The following is a 15,213-nucleotide window of genomic DNA, read 5'->3' as shown; positions in this document are numbered from 1 at the left end:
CGGAAGGCACGGCGATGGGTAGGCAAATGCGTGGACGAGGCCGGGTCGGCGGGACCGTCCGTATCGGAGTGTCGGGCTGGACCTATACGCCATGGCGCGGACACTTCTACCCCGAAGGCCTGACCCAGAAGAACGAGCTGGCCTTCGCAGCCGGACAGTTCCCGGCCTTGGAGATCAACGCCACCTTCTATGGACTTCAGAAGCCGGATGCCTTCGCGCGTTGGGTGGAGGCGACACCTGAGAGGTTCGTCTTTGCCGTCAAGGGCTCGCGCTTCATCACCCATATGCGCCGCCTCAGGGACGTCGAGACGCCGCTCGCCAACTTCCTCGCATCCGCCCTGCTGCGGCTGGGACCGAAGCTCGGACCGCTGCTCTGGCAGTTTCCGCCGAGCTTCCGCTTCGATCCGGCCCTCATGAAGGATTTCCTCGCGCTTCTGCCCAAGGACACGCAGGCGGCAGCGGCACTCGCGCGACAGCATGACAAACGGGTGGAAGGGCGAGCCTGGATACATGCGGATGCGAAGCGGCCGATGCGCCACGCGATCGAGGTTCGCCATGACAGCTTTCGCGATCCGGCCTTCGTCGAACTGCTGCGCGATCGTGGGGTTGCGCTGGTTTGCGCCGACACGGTCGACTGGCCCCGCCTGATGGATCTGACCGCCGACTTCGTCTACTGCCGCCTGCACGGCTCGGCGGAACTCTATCGGTCACGCTACGAGAAGCCGGAGCTGGAGCGCTGGGCCGCGCGGGTCGCGGCCTGGGCGCGTGGGACCGACATGCGCGACGGAGAGTTCGCCGGCGATGCCGACGCCGCGCCCGCTCGGCCGCGCGACGTGTTCCTGTTCTTCGACAATACCGACAAGCTCCATGCCCCGGACGATGCGGCAACGCTGATGCGAATGCTGAAGCTGGACTGGAGTCCGCAAGCGGAAAGGCGCGCCGCCTGAGCCGAACGTCGCAGGCGCACGGTCTTGGCGAGGCGACCCCGGGATCGGTCACGAAGCGCTGAACGAGGCGCGGGGCGCGCGGCTTGTCTGCAGCACTGCTCCGGGCGCCTCGTCGTCGGGAAGGACCTGCGCCGACCCCGCCCTCGCTTTCATCGGCGAGCAGCCGGGCGACGAGAAAGACCGGTGGGCCGGCCTTCATCGGATCCTCCAAAACGCGTCGTGAGGAACGACTAGCCAAGAACGGCGTTCATCGACCCTCGCGGGTTCAGCGCCCGCAAATCCCTGCTCAGTCAGACCAGACCGGCCGAGTTCGGGTCTGTTCGCTCAGCCGGCTGAATTTGCTGCAGGCTGCAGCATGGCCGAGGGCAGAGTGTGAGATGCGCACGGGTCCGCCGGTTTGGACTGCGCCGAAGTGTGGGACTGCCTCACGAAACGGCCTTCGACAGGTCATCGGCTCTGCCGTGCGGCTCGTCAGGCTCCAGCGCGGCGGGCAACTCTGTATCGCCATGCTCGCGGCGGATAGGCAAAGCGGCGTCCATAATTGTCATGGCTCGCTCGATCTCAGATCCTGCGGCGCGAACGGAAAGCACCGACTCGCCAAGCCTGTGCTCGGCGGCGCGGGCTTCAGCCTCCTCCGCTGGCAAGCCGGCATCGATCAGCGCGCCGATGACACCTCCGGCGAGCGCCCCTGCCACCGCTCCGGACAGGAACCATCCAGCCGCAACGATCGGACCAAGACCAGGCAGCGTAAGCGACCCAAGGGCCATGACGAAGCCGGTTGCGGCTCCTGCGGCGCCACCAACTCCTGCTCCTGCGGCCGCGTTGTCGTCCCCGCCGGTCTGGTGGCCCAGCAGCCCTATCCGATCGGGAGGGATGCCGGCTTCCACCAATCGCACGACGACATTTCTCGCGTCTTCAAAGCTTGGGTAGGCCCGCGTGATGGTCAGGAATTCTGGCAAGCTCTGCAATTCTGGTAAGTTCTGCATGGCGATGGTCCTTTGCTTCTGAGCGGGCGAAGACCTGAGGCGAACCGATGTGTTTCCTAGCACTGCGCATGAAGGGCAACGATCGCCTCGGCGAAGGGCTCTGGCGCCTCCTGGGGTATGTTATGGCCGATATGGGGCAGGAGACGGTGGGCGAAATGCCCCAGGAAATGCCGACGATGCCCGTCGGCGCCGAGCGCCGGATCGACGGTGTCAGCTTCACCTTCGAGCACAATGGCCGGCACCGCGATCACAGGCTGCGCAGCGAGCGCCTGTTCGATCCCGGCGACGGAAGCATCTCCAATCACCAAGCCGTAGCGATGGCGGTAGGAGTGGATCACCACCTCCACAAAATCCGGGTTATCGAAGGCCAACGCGCTGCGCTCGAAGGTCTCGGCCCCGAAGCGCCACTCTGGCGACCACAGGGTCCACAGAAGGCGACAGATCTCGCGCCGATTTTGCGTGAGACCAGCGCGGCCGCGCTCGTTGTGGAAATAATATTGGTACCAATGAGCATATTCCCGCTCCGGCGCCGATGGCTCCAGGGATTTTGCGATGTTCTGGATACTGTAGCCGTTCGCGGTCACGAGGCCGGCGCAGCGTTCCGGCCAAAGTGCGGCGACGATACAGGCGGCGCGTCCGCCCCAATCGAAGCCGCCGAGGATGGCTTTCTCGAGCTTGAGCGCATCGAGCAGGAGACGCAGATCGTTACCCAACACTGCCTGTTCCCCCGAACGCAGCGTCGAATCGGAAAGGAAACGCGTTGGCCCGTAGCCGCGCAAATAAGGCACGATGACACGGGCACCTCGTGCGACCAGCAGCGGGGAAACGTTTTCATACGCCAGGATATCGTAGGGAAAGCCGTGCAAGAGCACGACCGGCCAGCCCGATGCATCGCCGCTCTCGTCATAGGCGATAGAGAGTGAACCCGCCTCGATCTGCTTCAACATTGTAAGCTCTCGCTGCAATCCTTCGACCGATGTGCAATCCTTCGATCAATAGGTAAGACGACGGCAAGGCGGATCTGTTCCCGCGATCATGCCGGCAGAGTGTCCTCGCGCCGCTCATCTGCGACATCACCGGAGGCAGGCGAGGCCAGGACCTCATGGCATCAAACGAGCCTCGACCGAGGGCCTTCTCGTTTTCGTCGAGGTTCGGGAGGCGGGCTTACGTCCCGCCAACGCTCGTCCTGATCTGTGCGAGCGCGAAGTCTTTTGCGACCGCGAAGTCTTGGGCGCGCGAAGTCTTGGGCGACCGCGAACTGCCGCGCGGACCCGCCCTTGGCGCTGATCCGCGGTCTCTTCGGGAACAGGAGCCCCCGCCGTCGGTTGACCGTGGATCACGCATGGGGAGCTGTGCCATGATTGCAAACAAGGCCGAATATGAAGCGGCCGCCGCCCGCGCCAACGCCTTGAGCGATGCACCGGAAGGCTCGCCGGCCGCACAGGAATTGGCGACGTTGGTCGCCGAGCTGCGGCAATGGGACGAAGCGCACAAGGGCGAAAATTCTCATGGCCCTGAACCGGTCGCGGGACTGAATCGCCCCGATGACATGTCGGTGTCCGGATTGCCGGGCAATATCGGCAAGCTCAAAAAGGACTGAAGCGGCCACCGTTTCGATGGTGAGCTCGCTTCGCTGGTCAATGCAGCAGTCCCAAAATCTGAGGCTCTCCCCGCGATCGGTGCATCTGTGCATCGATATGCAGATGCTGTTTTCCGATGACGGCCCTTGGCCGACACCGTGGATGTCACGGGTCCTTCCGAACTGCGCCGCGTTGGTTGAGCGCGATCCCAGCCGGACGATCTTCACGAGGTTCATCCCGCCCAATACGGCCGCCGATGGGCATGGCGCGTGGAGGGGCTATTATGAGGAGTGGGCGAACGCGACGCGCGCCCGCCTCGACAACCGGCTGCTCGATTTAATGCCGGCCCTCGCGCGCTTCGCCCCGCCAGCCCTTGTGCTCGACAAACCAGTCTATTCCGCGTTTGCGGGGCGACGGCTGGGCCACATCCTTGCCCAGCGATCAGCGGACACTCTCGTGGTTTCCGGCGCGGAAACAGATGTGTGCGTGCTGTCGACGGTTCTCGGAGCGATCGACCTCGGTTATTTTGTCGTGGTCGTGCGCGATGCCGTCTGCAGTTCCTCGAATGAGGGGCATGACGCCCTGATCGCTATGTTTGAAAGCCGCTTGAGCCATCAGCTTGCGATAACCGATGTCGAGACTGTGCTCGGCTCATGGCCCGGGGCATGAGAAAGCCACCGTCCCCGCGGGGACGGTGGCAAAGCCGGCCTTAGTGCTGGCCGCCCTTTCGTCCGGCTTCCGAGGCTCGCTCGCGGTCTTCGGCAAAGTTGCCGGATCCACCACGGTGGCCGTCAGATGAACCCTGCTGACGCCGGTCGGAATCGGACGCGCTGTGCTGGCGTCCACCTTGACTGTTTTCGCCGCCACGCTTTCCAGCCTCGGAGGCCAGATCGTGATCCTGCGAGAAGCTGCGCTTCTCGGCAGGCACGGCCTGCCCGCCCTTGCTGGCGATATCGCGCTGCTTGTCATCATCCATGCCGGCAAAGCCGCGGCCTGACTGATTAGCCATTGCTCACTCCATCATTGGGGGTTTTTAGACCGTGGACGCTCATGCTCCACGCAGAATCAACGACGGCGGACGGCTGCGGTTCCGGCTGCCGTTGAGCAACAGCCTGCGCTGGCGTCTCTACATAACCTATTCAAATTTAATGATAATTCCACGCATCCGACGGCTAAGCTTCATGGTCGGCATGCACCATGGACATAGGCTGGGAAGGAATGCCGGGTTTGGGCGAACCACCGGTCGAGCGCATCTGCATCCCATGGGCGAGCTTTGGCACCGGAACGCTTGCCGCGCGTTGATGCTTTCACGAGGAGGCATTCAAACATGAGCGAAAGCAGTGCTGGCTATAATGAACCGGCCCACTCGGATGATCGCCCGCTTCGCGTCCTTGTCATTGCCGGCTCGCAGCGGCGTTTGAACAGCTGCCCCGGACTCGATTCCAAGGCCCGTGCACTGATGCACCGCATGGTCGGGCGGCTCCCGATCGGTTGGCAGGTCGATCACGAGGATATCGGCAATGAGCATGGGAAGCCGAAGATTCAAGCGTGCAACGCCTGCGTCAGTTCATCAATGGCTCTGTGTGTCTGGCCATGTAACTGCTACGGGCCGGACAGCACCACCCAGCCCGATCTGCTCTGGGACCTGCATCTCTATGAGCGTCTGGCCCGGGCCGATGCCTGGGCCTTCATCGGTCCCATCAACTGGTACGCGCCGACCACCAATTTCAAGCTCCTGTTCGATCGGCTGGTCTGCATGAATGGCGGAAATCCCCGTCCCGATCTCATCGATAAGAAGAACACCCTGCTCGCTCAACAGCTCGAGCGATCGGCGTTGTGGGCGCAACTGAGCAAGAACCACCTGCAAGGCCGGACTGCGGCGTTCTTCTGCTATGGCGACCTGGGGGCCGCCGACATCGGCGAAGACGGACGCCCGAAGCTTCTTCGCGACAAGGCGTGGTTCGACCCGCAGGACGAGCCGTTTTCGGACGAACGCAATGCCTATCAGGGCGTGGTCTGGCAATGCAGGTATTCGGGGATCGAAGTCCCGGATGGCTTGTGGCAGCACGCCGATATCGGCGTCGGACAGATCTATGCCGACAGCCAGGCAAGCGATCTCAAAGACGAGCCCGAAGTCATGAAGCTGTTCGATGGCTGGGTCGAGCGCTTTGCAGCGTTCGTGGAGAGAAAAGGGTTCATCGCCGACGTCGAACAGGCCGAGCGCGGCGCGAAGTCGACGACGAACCAGCGGTGAGGCTCCAGCTCCTCGTTTATCGCGGTTTCTCCAAGCGAACCGGTGTCTACGTCGCGCGAAACGGCTCTAGGCGGTTGCGGAGCCGCCGCGCGACCGTTCGCGCCGACCCGGCATGTCCTGAGGCTTGAACGAGACCGACGTGACGGCCGGTTCGGCGCTCCGGATCAGCTTTTCGATCCTTGCGACGCTGGCCTCGATCTCGGCCGTGGTCAGGTCGTCCTCGAACTCCAGGCTGAGCGCGACGACGATGTCATGCGGGCCGAGATGGACCGTGGTCATGCCGTTGACCGACCTGACGGCTTCGTCGGCGCGCGCGATCGCCAGGATGGCTTGCTGGACCTCCGGCATGGCAGCCTCGCCCAGCAAAAGCGCTTTGCTCTCGCGGGCGAGAAAGATCGCGGTCGTGCCCAGAACTGCAGCGATCCCAAGCGACGCGACGCCGTCCAGGATCGGGGCATCGAAATAAGCGGCCGCCGAGATGCCGATGAACGCGATGGCGAGGCCAATCAGGGCAGCAGTGTCTTCAAAGAGCACCGTGAAGACGCTGGGATCCTTGCTCTGCCGGACGGCGTCGAGATAGCCGACATCGCCCTTCGTCAGCCGAAATTCGCGCAGGGCTATGGTCCAGGAATAGCCTTCGAACGCGACCGACATGCCGAGCACACCATAATTGACGAGGAGGTCAGTCGCGTGGTGCGGCTCGAGGATATGGATGACACCCTCGTAAAATGACACGCCGGCACCCACGGCAAAGACCAGCAGAGCGACGATGAAGCTCCAGAAATAGAGTTCGCGGCCGTGGCCCAGCGGATGCAAGGGGTCGGGCGGGCGCGCGGCCCGCCTCAAGCCATAGAGCAGGAGCAAACCATTGCCGGTGTCCACGAGGGAATGGATGCCCTCGGACAGCATCGCGGAGCTGCCGGTATAGGCTGCTGCGCCGAACTTCGTCAGCGCGATGAGAAGGTTTCCGGCCAGCGCCGCGTAGATCACCCTGCGCGAGCCTGTATGCGCTGCCATGCCGGTGCTCCTGATCGGGCTCGATGCGCCGACTACAAGCGGTCCGCCCAATGCTGCGTCAGCGGACCATCCTGCCCGTAGACCGGATCGCGCGCCGGGAACGGCAATTGCGCGATCGCCTCGCGAATCCCTGCGGTTGGCGCGCTGCGAACGATGTCGCCGCTCTGACCGGGCGGATAGGCTCCGATCACGAGAAAATCGCTGGAGGCCTTGACGCGGCAATGCGCGATGCCAGCCGGCAGCAGCAGCACATCCCCGGCGCGGACTGCGAGGTTTCGACCCTTTGGGCCGCCGAGGACGAGCTCGGCTGAACCGGCTGCGATGCCGAGAACCTCATGTCCCTGCGTGTGATAATGGTGAAAATCGTAAATCCCGTTTCGCCACTGCGCCGGCCAGCCATTCTCCTCGAAGCGGGTCTCCATGGCCGTCGCGAGATCGGCGCTGTCATCGCGAAATGCGGCGTCATAATGGATCGCGGGCAAGCGCGGATTATTGGGTACGCCCTCGCGTTCGTCGAGGTGAATGGCCGTCGTCGAAATCGTCGTCATGGTCGGGGCGGCTTCCGCTTGAGAACGGGGACTGCCTGAAAACGCGCGCCTGCCGCAAAAGTTCGGCGGCCTCTCGCCCGGAAACCCCTGCTGTTCATGGGCGCGGAAGCCGGCAGCGAAACACCCTTTGGGCGATCGAGCTGCTCGAGCGCCCAAAGCACCGCCATCTGCAAAGCGGCGTGGGTCGCGACATCGCGACTGAGACTTCCGAACTCGCAACCGCAGGCCGAAGCTGGCGGCTCGATGTGAGCTCACCACCGTATCAAGCGCGGGAAGGTGAATGCGCCCAGGCAGGTCACGATCACGATGGCGAGCGTGTACCAGGTCGCCAGGAATGGCGCCGTGTCGTCGGGGCAATGCAGGCTGTACGCCACCGCTGCGAGGCCGGCCGAGGCAAGGCCGGCGCAGGCGCCGGTGAGACGCCCGTCCGTCGGGGCGCCCCGGCGCGCCAGCAGCAGCAGGACGATAAGAGGACACAGCGCATAGAGCGGCACGGCGATGAGGCAAGCGCGCCAATAACGGCCGAAGACCAGCGCGCTCCAGTGCTCGACCGGCGCCTGGGTCAGGGTCAGCAGGGCCCAGGCAGCCACCAGCAGCAGCGGAAGCGCGACCATCGGCAGAAGCCGCGCCGCCTTCAGCCCGGGACGCAGGCTCCGCTGGAACAGCACGAGCGCGATGGTCGCGACGCTGGCGCCGAAAACGGCCTTGGCGATGACTGGAAGCGTCATCCAGGCGCGGGCGAGATCGGGCCGCGTGCCGAGCGTGATGAGGACAAGCCCAACCGTGACCGCAAGCGCTGCGAGCGCGGCGATACCGGTCGCGCGCCTCAGCCAACCGGTGTTCACCGGCTGGTGGCTCGCGGTCATGAGGGAGATCAGGTCATTGGTTTGCATGTCTGATCTTGGGTTTGCAGGTCTTGGGTTTGCAGGTCTTGGGTCTGCAGGTCTTGGGTCTGCAGGTCTTGGGTCTGCAGGTCTTGGGTCTGCATGGCTGATCTTGTCGGTTCTGATCTTGCGGGTGCGTTCGGTTCAGGAGGGAATTCGCTGCAAACCGGCGAAAGGTTACGGTGCATCGATCTCGCATCGGGCTCATGCCGGTCCTGTCCCGCGCTTCGACAGGAACTTGGCCATGGCCTGCAAGCCGCGATGGATCGCGACCTTGGCCGCCGTCTCGGTCATTCCCGCGGCATTGGCAGCCTCGGCCACGCTTGTCCCTTGAAGCTTGACCCGGTCTATCAGAGCGCGCGTGCGGTCCGGCAGAGCCTGCATCGCGCGTTCCAGATCGAGCCTGGCATCGGGGGCAGCGCTGTCGGGCGCGGCCAATTGAAACGCCTCCTCGTCGATCGGCAGGTTTGCGGCGTGACGGCCGCTGCGGCGCAGATGGTCGACGAGCTTGTAGCGCGCGATCGCATGCGCCCAGGCCGTCACCGGGCTCGCAGGATCATAGGTGTGGCGGGAGAGATGCAGGGCCAGCAAGGTCTCCTGCAGCACGTCCTCGGCCTCGCTCGGCTCGCTGCGGCCGGCGCGCGCCAGCATCTGGCGCAGATAGCCGCGCAGACGCAGGCTGATCGTGTCGAGGAAGAGCCGATAGGCCGCGGCATCGCCGGCCAGGGCAGCCAGGAAGACGGGGCACAGCTGCGTTTCGAGTTCGGCGAGCGACAAGGCGATGCGCTTTTCCGGGATGCGAGGCGGAAACCGGCTTAGTCCGTCGCATGCCGGCACAGGGCTCACAAGCCCGTGACCTGGCGATGAACCCCGCTGACCTACCCTATAGGCTCGCGCCTGCGGGAGGCGCTGTGTGGGCGCGCATGCACAGGAGCCTCGGAGATGACCGCGCGGGATTTGGCTGCAAGGAATTTGGCAACGAGACAGCGTCTTGCCTGGTGGGTGGTGGCGCTTGCCGCCGCCATCTTTGCCGCCGCCTTGGCCCTGACCGGCCCCGCGCCGGCACAGAATCCGGCCGATCGCAAAGCTGTTGATTCCTGTCCGGCCGAGGGCGGTTGTCCGGTCGAAGGCGGTTCTTACCGCATCATCCTGCCGCAGCCGGCGCCGGCCGGGGAGCGCAGCGGCGCGATCCTGTATTTCCACGGCTATCAGGGCTCGGCCGACGAAACGATCGCCGATCAGGGGCTCGTCGCCGTAGCGCAACGCCTCGGCGTCGCACTGATCGCGGCGGACGGCATGGCCCGCACCTGGTCCTATCCCGGTTCGCCCGGCCATCACCGCGACGAGTTCGCCTATGTCGGCCGCGTTCTTGACGATGTCGCACAGCGCTTCCCGGTCGACCCCGGCCGCATCATGGCAAGCGGCTTCTCGCAAGGCGGCTCGATGGTCTGGTATCTGGCCTGCCGGATGCCGGCGCGCTTTGCCGGGTTCGCGCCGATCGCCGGCGCATTCTGGGAGCCGCTGCCACGCGGTTGCGCCGGTCCGCGCCCAAACCTGATCCATGTCCATGGCGTCAGCGACACCACCGTGCCGCTGGCCGGGCGCAGCTTGCGGTCCGGCTACAGGCGAGGCGATGTCTTCAAGAGCCTGGCGATCCTGGCGCCGGGAGGCTGCACGGCATCCCTGGCTGCGGCCATAGAAGCGCCAGCCGATCCGCCGCAGCTCACCTGTCGCTTGGCGAGCGGCTGCGCCGGCCCGGCGCGGCTCGAACTCTGCCGGCATACTGGCGGCCACATCGCCGCCGCCACTTGGGTCGAGCGCGCCTGGAGGCTGATCATGCCGCCCGAGGCGCCGCCGGCGAGCACCGGCGCCAGGCTCACATTTCCGTGAAGATGTAACCGCAGCGCCGGCTGGCGCGATCTCTCTCGTGCAGCCACTGACGCGGCCCGCCGGAGACCCTGCATGAGCCGACCGACGACTTCGCCAGACAGCGCCAACGCCACCGGGCCCTCCCTGCGCGGGACGAAGCGGCCGCGCGACGAGCGGCTCGACTTCTTCCGCGGCCTGACCATGCTGATCATCTTCGTGGCCCATCTGCCGGAGAACAGCTGGAACGCCTTCATCCCGGCGCGCTTCGGCTTTTCCTCCGGCGCGGAGCTCTTCGTCTTCTGTTCCGGCATCGCCAGTGCGCTCGCCTTCGGCAGCGTCTTCGTCCGGCGCGGCCTCCTGCTCGGCACGGCGCGCATCGCCTACCGGATCTGGCAGGTCTATTGGGCGCAGCTCGGCCTCGTGCTGGCGCTGATCGCGCTCGCAGGCCTGTTCGACCGCGCCTTCGGCCTGGCCGAGCTCGCCAGGCAATTCCCGCCGCTGCTGAGCGAGGCGGAGACCGCGCTCTTCGGCCTGGCCACCCTGACCTGGCAACCCGACTATCTCGACATCCTGCCGATGTACCTCGTCATCCTGGCGCTGGTGCCGGTCGCGATGGCGCTCCGGCGCCTCCACGCCGCCCTGCCCTTCCTGATGGCCGGACTGCTCTACGCGATGGTCTGGAGCGAGGGTCTCAACCTGCCCGGCAATCCCTGGAACGGAGCCGGCTGGTTCCTCAACCCCTTCGCCTGGCAGCTCGTCTTCTTCATCGGCTTCTTCATCGGCATGAAATGGCTGCCGACACCGCGGCTCGGCGATAGGCGGCTGATGCTGGCCGCCGCCGGCTTCGTCCTGCTCTGCGTGCCGCTCTCCTTCTGGGGCATCCTGGAGCATTGGCCCGCAGCACAGGCCCTGCGCGAGCTGATCATCCCCGAAGCCGAGAAGAGCAACCTGCATATCCTGCGCGTGCTGCACTTCCTGGCTCTGGCCTATCTCGTGCTGAGCCTGATCGACCCCTGGCGCCAGCGGCTCGACAGCGGCGCGGGCCATCTCCTGATCCTGATCGGCCGGCAGTCGCTGGCGACTTTCCTCGCCAGCGTCGTGCTGGCGCGCCTCGCCGGCACGGCCGCCGACTGGCTGGGGCGCGGCGAGGCCAGCGTCGCGCTGCTCAACCTTGCAGGCTTCGCGCTGATCCTCGCTGTCGCCGTCATCGTCGGCTGGTTCAAGAGCCTGCCCTGGGCCGGGCCGGCGCCCAAGCCGGAGCCGAAGCGGGAGCCCAAGCCAGAGCCCAAGCCAGAGCCATTGCGGCGGGACGAGCCGGCCGCGGGCCTGCCAACACGGGTCCGTGAAGCGAGTTGATCTGCGTTTGAACGGCCGCCTGCGAACTCCCCGATGAGCGCCCTGTTCGGGCGCGGCAATGGAGCAGCCTTATGTATCACGATCTCTCCTGTCATGACCTTTCGGGCGACCGCATCACCGTCGCGAACGACGCTGCCCGGCTGGCCTGGAACGACACGCTGGAGGCCCTGCTGGCGCATGCCGCGGCGACGCCCGAGCATCTCGCTCGCACCCTCGACGCCGATCCCGGTTTCGCGCTCGCCCATGCAGCCAAGGGCCTGATGCTGCTCTCGCTGGCGCGGCCCGAACTGCTCGGTGCGGCCCGTGACTGCCTGGCGAAGGCCCAAACCGCCATGGTGCAGCGCCAGGCGACGCGGCGCGAGCGCATGGTCACCGAGGCGCTGGCGCTCTGGCTCGCAGACGCGCCACGCCAGGCGGCGCAACGCCTGGAGGCCATCCTCGACAGCCATCCGTTCGACGTGCTGGCGCTGAAGCTCTCGCATGGCCTGCGCTTCATGCTCGGCGACCAGGCCGAGATGCTCGCGAGCCTGCGCCGCGTCGTGCCCGGCTTCGCGGAGAGCCATCCGCTCAGCGGCTATGTCAATGGCTGCTACGCTTTCGCGCTCGAAGAGCAGGGCTTCTATGCCGAGGCCGAGCGCGCTGGGCGTCGCGCGGTCGCCTTGAGCCCGCGCGACGCCTGGGGCCGCCATGCCGTGGCGCATGTGCTGGAGATGACCGGCCGCACTGAGGAAGGCGTCGCCTGGCTCGGCGACAGCCGCAACTGGGCTCATGCCAACAATCTGCGCTTCCATATCGTCTGGCACCTCGCTCTGTTCCGGCTGGAGCGCGGCGAGACTGCCGAAGTGCTGCGCCTTTATGACGAAGACATCCGCGGCGAGCAGACCGACGATTACCGCGACATCGCCAACGGCGCCTCGCTGCTGGCCAGGCTCGACTATGCCGGTGTCGATGTCGGCTCACGCTGGGAGGAGCTCGCAGCCAAGGCCGAAGGCCGCGTTCATGACGGCCGCCTCGTCTTCGCCGACCTGCACTACGCGCTCGCGCTGCTCGGCGCCGGCCAGCATGACGCGGCCGAAACCATCGCGCGCGGGCTGGTCGAGGATTGCCATGCCCATTCGAGCGGCGAACGGCGCGAAGCCGCCCGCAACGGCGCGCTCGCGGCTTTCGGCCTGATCGCCTTCCATGAGGGCGACTATGCCGAGGCCTCCCGCCTGCTCGGCTGCGCCCGCAACGGGCTTGTCGCCATCGGCGGCAGCCACGCCCAGCGCGACCTGTTCGAGCAAGCCCATATCGAAAGCCTGATCCGCTCCGGCTGCCATGACCGAGCCAACCAGGTCCTCGGCGAACGCCTCGCCCGGCGCGGCGGTTTGAACCTCTACGCCGCCCGCAGGCTGGTGCAGCTGCGGCAGCGGCCATCGAGCCGGACCGCAGCACTCGCTATCGCCGCGACACCCCTCGCCATTGCTCATTGATCCCTTGGCCCCCCTTGGACCTCTTGAACCCCTTGGATCCCTGACGACAGGACCCCATGCCATGACCACCGCCATCATGACCCGCGACTTTGCCCTGCCTTCGACGCGCACCGTCCTCAACCTTGCTCTCGGCGGCTTTGCCGCACTCGGCTTCTGGGAGCTGTTCTCGGCCGTGCCGACCGCCTGGTTCGCCGAATATCCGCTGGAGCCGCCGGAGCTGGTCAAGTCGCTCTTCGCGCATCAGCTCGGCCTCACCATCTCGACGCCGGCGGCCAAGCTGCTGCACTTCACCACCGGCTTCCTGCTCTACCCGCTCGGCTATTACGGGCTGACCCGCTGGGTGAAGAGCTTCGGCATGCCGGCCGATGGCTGGATCTGGGGCGTGATCACCTATTTCATAGCGCTCGGCTTCTTCGCGCCGCTTGCCGGCCAGCATGTCCTGCTCAACGACGTGCCGCGCCTCTCCGTCATGAGCCTCATTGGCCACGCGATCTACGGCTACCTCGCGGCCTATGTCTTCGAGGCGCTGGAAGCGCGCAGGGCCTGAACACCGGCAGGACAGGGAGAGACGCCATGCTCGACAGGCGCAATTTCATTCGACTGCTCGGCCTTGCAGTGGTGCCGTTGGCGACAACCGGCAGCTGGGCCGATGCCGGCCAGTCGGTCAATACGCTGGGCTCAAGCGATGGCATCGCGATCCGCGGCTATGATCCCGTCGCCTATTTCCGCAATGGCGCCCCGCGCCTCGGCAAGCCGGAATTCTCGGCGAGCCATGGCGGTGCCACCTGGCGCTTCGCCAGCGCCGAGCACAAGGCCCTGTTCGAGGCCGATCCGCAGCGCTACCTGCCGGCCTATGGCGGCTTTTGCGCCTATGGCACCTCGCGGGGCTATCTCGTCAAGATCGAGCCCGAGGCCTGGTCGATCGTGAATGGCAGGCTCTACCTCAACTACGACCTCGGCGTCCGCAAGACCTGGCTGGCAAAAACACAGACCTACATCGCCCGGGCCGACGCCAACTGGCCAAAGCTGGAGCAGGACGCGAAAAACTGAGAACCGATTTTCGCATCGATCCTGCTTTCATCCAAGAGCCGGTTTGCATCCAAGAGCCGGTTTGGAAACGCCAGCCCTCATCCTGAGGAGCGCTGCGGGCTTAGTCTCGAAGGCGTTCCAGCTTGCACGGGAGCCTCCTGGAGCATCCTTCGATCGGCATAGGAGTTGCGGCGCGATTGGGGGCCCGGCCAAGGCTTCCAGGAGACGGAAAGGCCCTGCAAATCTTGAGGTGAGGTCTTCGCACTTGCCGAGGTTCCGTGTCCGCCCGAAAGCGGACATTGGCTGGGCAATCCAGTTAGCTACCGTAGACACGGACATAGTCGACCCGCAGCCGAGCCTGCTGATCTTCTGGTCTGAGTGGCTGCGGAAATGGGACGTCGGATCGCAAGGCGAGCGTAATCAGGGGCCAAAAAACGTCGCCCTGCGCATCGATCTCGCTCGCACGCCCGATCCGCCACTCGAGCGCGGCGCCGGTCTTCGGATCACGGATCGGCTTGCGCTCGAAATAGAGCACGCAACGATCACCGTCGATCAGCCCGCCATAGCGGAAATAGCCGCTGGTGAGATCGACCTCCGTGGGGACGCCGACCCCCTCGTGCCGCTCGCCGGGCTGCCCCCATTCGTGCAGATAGGCGCCGTACAGCCTATGCTCCCAGCCCTTGTGCTCGACGATGTCGATTTCGACGCTGGTCTTCGGGAAGAGGATGCTGCGGCCGTTCATCAGCCAGAAGGCCGGGAAGCTCAGCGGATGCGCCGGGAACCACATCCGCGCCTCGAAATAGCCGTTACGCCAGCCTCGCAGGATGGTGCCGTCCCTGCGTGCCGTCTGGAGATTGCCGGAAATCCACTGGAACTCCGGCAGCGCGTTGCCGTAATAGGCCGGCACGTTCATCGTCCGCCCGAGATAGCGGGCCGAAATCTCGAGGGCGTGACCTCCGGAGGCAAGCGGATCGGCGACGATCGCATAGGGGTCGAAACCCTCCTCGCCGCCGCGCCGACTGAAGGCCGAGCGACCATAGAATCCAGGTTCATGGGTGGTCGCCTTGGGGCCGGCCTGCCAGATGGCCGGATCGAGGCTGGCGAAGGATTCATCGAAGACGAGCGTGCGGCCGAGCGTCGGATCCGGCGCATTCTGCTGTGCGTCCGCCGAAATGGGACGGGCGCCTGCCGCTGTCGCGAGAGCCGCGGCTGCGCGCAGGAACATCCGGCGAGACGGCATGATCGGCATCGCTCATCTCCATGTGGCTGCC

At 65.6% G+C, this 15,213-nt stretch carries 17 protein-coding genes; 9 read left to right on the top strand and 8 right to left on the bottom strand.

From position 1 onward, the window contains the following. Window positions 1-26: 26 nt before the first annotated feature. Entirely contained in the window at window positions 27-947 is a 921-nt protein-coding gene (locus BHK69_RS13435) for a DUF72 domain-containing protein (protein WP_069690547.1), read from the top strand. A 425-nt stretch (window positions 948-1,372) separates the two neighbouring features. Here BHK69_RS13435 and BHK69_RS13430 read toward each other — a convergent pair whose 3' ends face one another. Then, on the bottom strand, window positions 1,373-1,933 hold the full coding sequence (locus BHK69_RS13430) for a hypothetical protein (RefSeq protein ID WP_069690546.1): 561 nt from the start codon (window positions 1,931-1,933) through the stop codon (window positions 1,373-1,375). A 56-nt stretch (window positions 1,934-1,989) separates the two neighbouring features. Continuing rightward, on the bottom strand, window positions 1,990-2,880 hold the full coding sequence (locus tag BHK69_RS13425; protein ID WP_069690545.1) for an alpha/beta fold hydrolase: 891 nt from the start codon (window positions 2,878-2,880) through the stop codon (window positions 1,990-1,992). Between the two features lie 410 nt (window positions 2,881-3,290). Between BHK69_RS13425 and BHK69_RS13420 the strand changes: the two genes are divergently transcribed. Together BHK69_RS13420 and BHK69_RS13415 are read left to right on the top strand one after the other, a co-directional pair. Further along, entirely contained in the window at window positions 3,291-3,533 is a 243-nt protein-coding gene (locus tag BHK69_RS13420) for a hypothetical protein (protein WP_069690544.1), read from the top strand. Between the two features lie 103 nt (window positions 3,534-3,636). Beyond that, a complete protein-coding gene (locus BHK69_RS13415; RefSeq protein ID WP_244548492.1) occupies window positions 3,637-4,182 on the top strand; it encodes a cysteine hydrolase family protein in 546 nt (181 codons plus the stop codon). Between the two features lie 40 nt (window positions 4,183-4,222). Here BHK69_RS13415 and BHK69_RS31390 read toward each other — a convergent pair whose 3' ends face one another. After that, the gene (locus BHK69_RS31390) at window positions 4,223-4,489 is read right to left on the bottom strand and encodes a con-10 family general stress protein (protein ID WP_342029751.1); all 267 of its coding nucleotides are present in this window, start codon (window positions 4,487-4,489) and stop codon (window positions 4,223-4,225) included. 351 nt (window positions 4,490-4,840) lie between these two features. Between BHK69_RS31390 and BHK69_RS13410 the strand changes: the two genes are divergently transcribed. Then, on the top strand, window positions 4,841-5,767 hold the full coding sequence (locus BHK69_RS13410; protein ID WP_069690543.1) for an NAD(P)H-dependent oxidoreductase: 927 nt from the start codon (window positions 4,841-4,843) through the stop codon (window positions 5,765-5,767). A gap of 66 nt (window positions 5,768-5,833) precedes the next feature. Here BHK69_RS13410 and BHK69_RS13405 read toward each other — a convergent pair whose 3' ends face one another. The 4 genes from BHK69_RS13405 to BHK69_RS31975 form a co-directional block, all read right to left on the bottom strand. Beyond that, window positions 5,834-6,784, bottom strand: a complete 951-nt coding sequence (locus BHK69_RS13405) for a cation diffusion facilitator family transporter (protein WP_069690542.1) — start codon at window positions 6,782-6,784, stop codon at window positions 5,834-5,836. 32 nt (window positions 6,785-6,816) lie between these two features. Further along, complete coding sequence (locus tag BHK69_RS13400) at window positions 6,817-7,332, bottom strand: cupin (RefSeq protein ID WP_069690541.1); 516 nt, start codon at window positions 7,330-7,332, stop codon at window positions 6,817-6,819. A 251-nt stretch (window positions 7,333-7,583) separates the two neighbouring features. Continuing rightward, window positions 7,584-8,225: an NrsF family protein gene (locus BHK69_RS13395; protein ID WP_069690540.1), complete on the bottom strand. Its 642-nt coding sequence runs from the start codon at window positions 8,223-8,225 to the stop codon at window positions 7,584-7,586. A 195-nt stretch (window positions 8,226-8,420) separates the two neighbouring features. Then, a complete protein-coding gene (locus BHK69_RS31975; RefSeq protein ID WP_069690539.1) occupies window positions 8,421-8,993 on the bottom strand; it encodes a sigma-70 family RNA polymerase sigma factor in 573 nt (190 codons plus the stop codon). Between the two features lie 165 nt (window positions 8,994-9,158). On the opposite strand from BHK69_RS31975, the gene BHK69_RS31970 reads away from it, so the two are divergent. The 5 genes from BHK69_RS31970 (at window position 9,159) to BHK69_RS13365 (ending at window position 13,963) form a co-directional block, all read left to right on the top strand. Continuing rightward, window positions 9,159-10,106 carry a CE1 family esterase gene (locus tag BHK69_RS31970; protein WP_148663402.1) on the top strand — a complete coding sequence of 316 codons (948 nt, stop codon included), beginning with the start codon at window positions 9,159-9,161 and terminating at the stop codon, window positions 10,104-10,106. A 72-nt stretch (window positions 10,107-10,178) separates the two neighbouring features. Then, window positions 10,179-11,441, top strand: a complete 1,263-nt coding sequence (locus BHK69_RS13380; protein ID WP_069690537.1) for an OpgC family protein — start codon at window positions 10,179-10,181, stop codon at window positions 11,439-11,441. Between the two features lie 71 nt (window positions 11,442-11,512). Next, the gene (locus tag BHK69_RS13375) at window positions 11,513-12,913 is read left to right on the top strand and encodes a tetratricopeptide repeat protein (RefSeq protein ID WP_069690536.1); all 1,401 of its coding nucleotides are present in this window, start codon (window positions 11,513-11,515) and stop codon (window positions 12,911-12,913) included. Between the two features lie 61 nt (window positions 12,914-12,974). Beyond that, entirely contained in the window at window positions 12,975-13,460 is a 486-nt protein-coding gene (locus tag BHK69_RS13370) for a hypothetical protein (protein ID WP_069690535.1), read from the top strand. A gap of 26 nt (window positions 13,461-13,486) precedes the next feature. Next, window positions 13,487-13,963 carry a YHS domain-containing (seleno)protein gene (locus BHK69_RS13365; protein ID WP_069690534.1) on the top strand — a complete coding sequence of 159 codons (477 nt, stop codon included), beginning with the start codon at window positions 13,487-13,489 and terminating at the stop codon, window positions 13,961-13,963. A gap of 295 nt (window positions 13,964-14,258) precedes the next feature. Here the strand turns inward: BHK69_RS13365 and BHK69_RS13360 are convergent, their stop codons facing one another. Beyond that, the gene (locus BHK69_RS13360; RefSeq protein WP_069690533.1) at window positions 14,259-15,191 is read right to left on the bottom strand and encodes a glycoside hydrolase family 16 protein; all 933 of its coding nucleotides are present in this window, start codon (window positions 15,189-15,191) and stop codon (window positions 14,259-14,261) included. Window positions 15,192-15,213: the final 22 nt, after the last annotated feature.

This window comes from Bosea vaviloviae (assembly GCF_001741865.1).
GTDB lineage: Bacteria > Pseudomonadota > Alphaproteobacteria > Rhizobiales > Beijerinckiaceae > Allobosea > Allobosea vaviloviae.
This window is presented reverse-complemented; position numbering and strand designations above follow the sequence as displayed.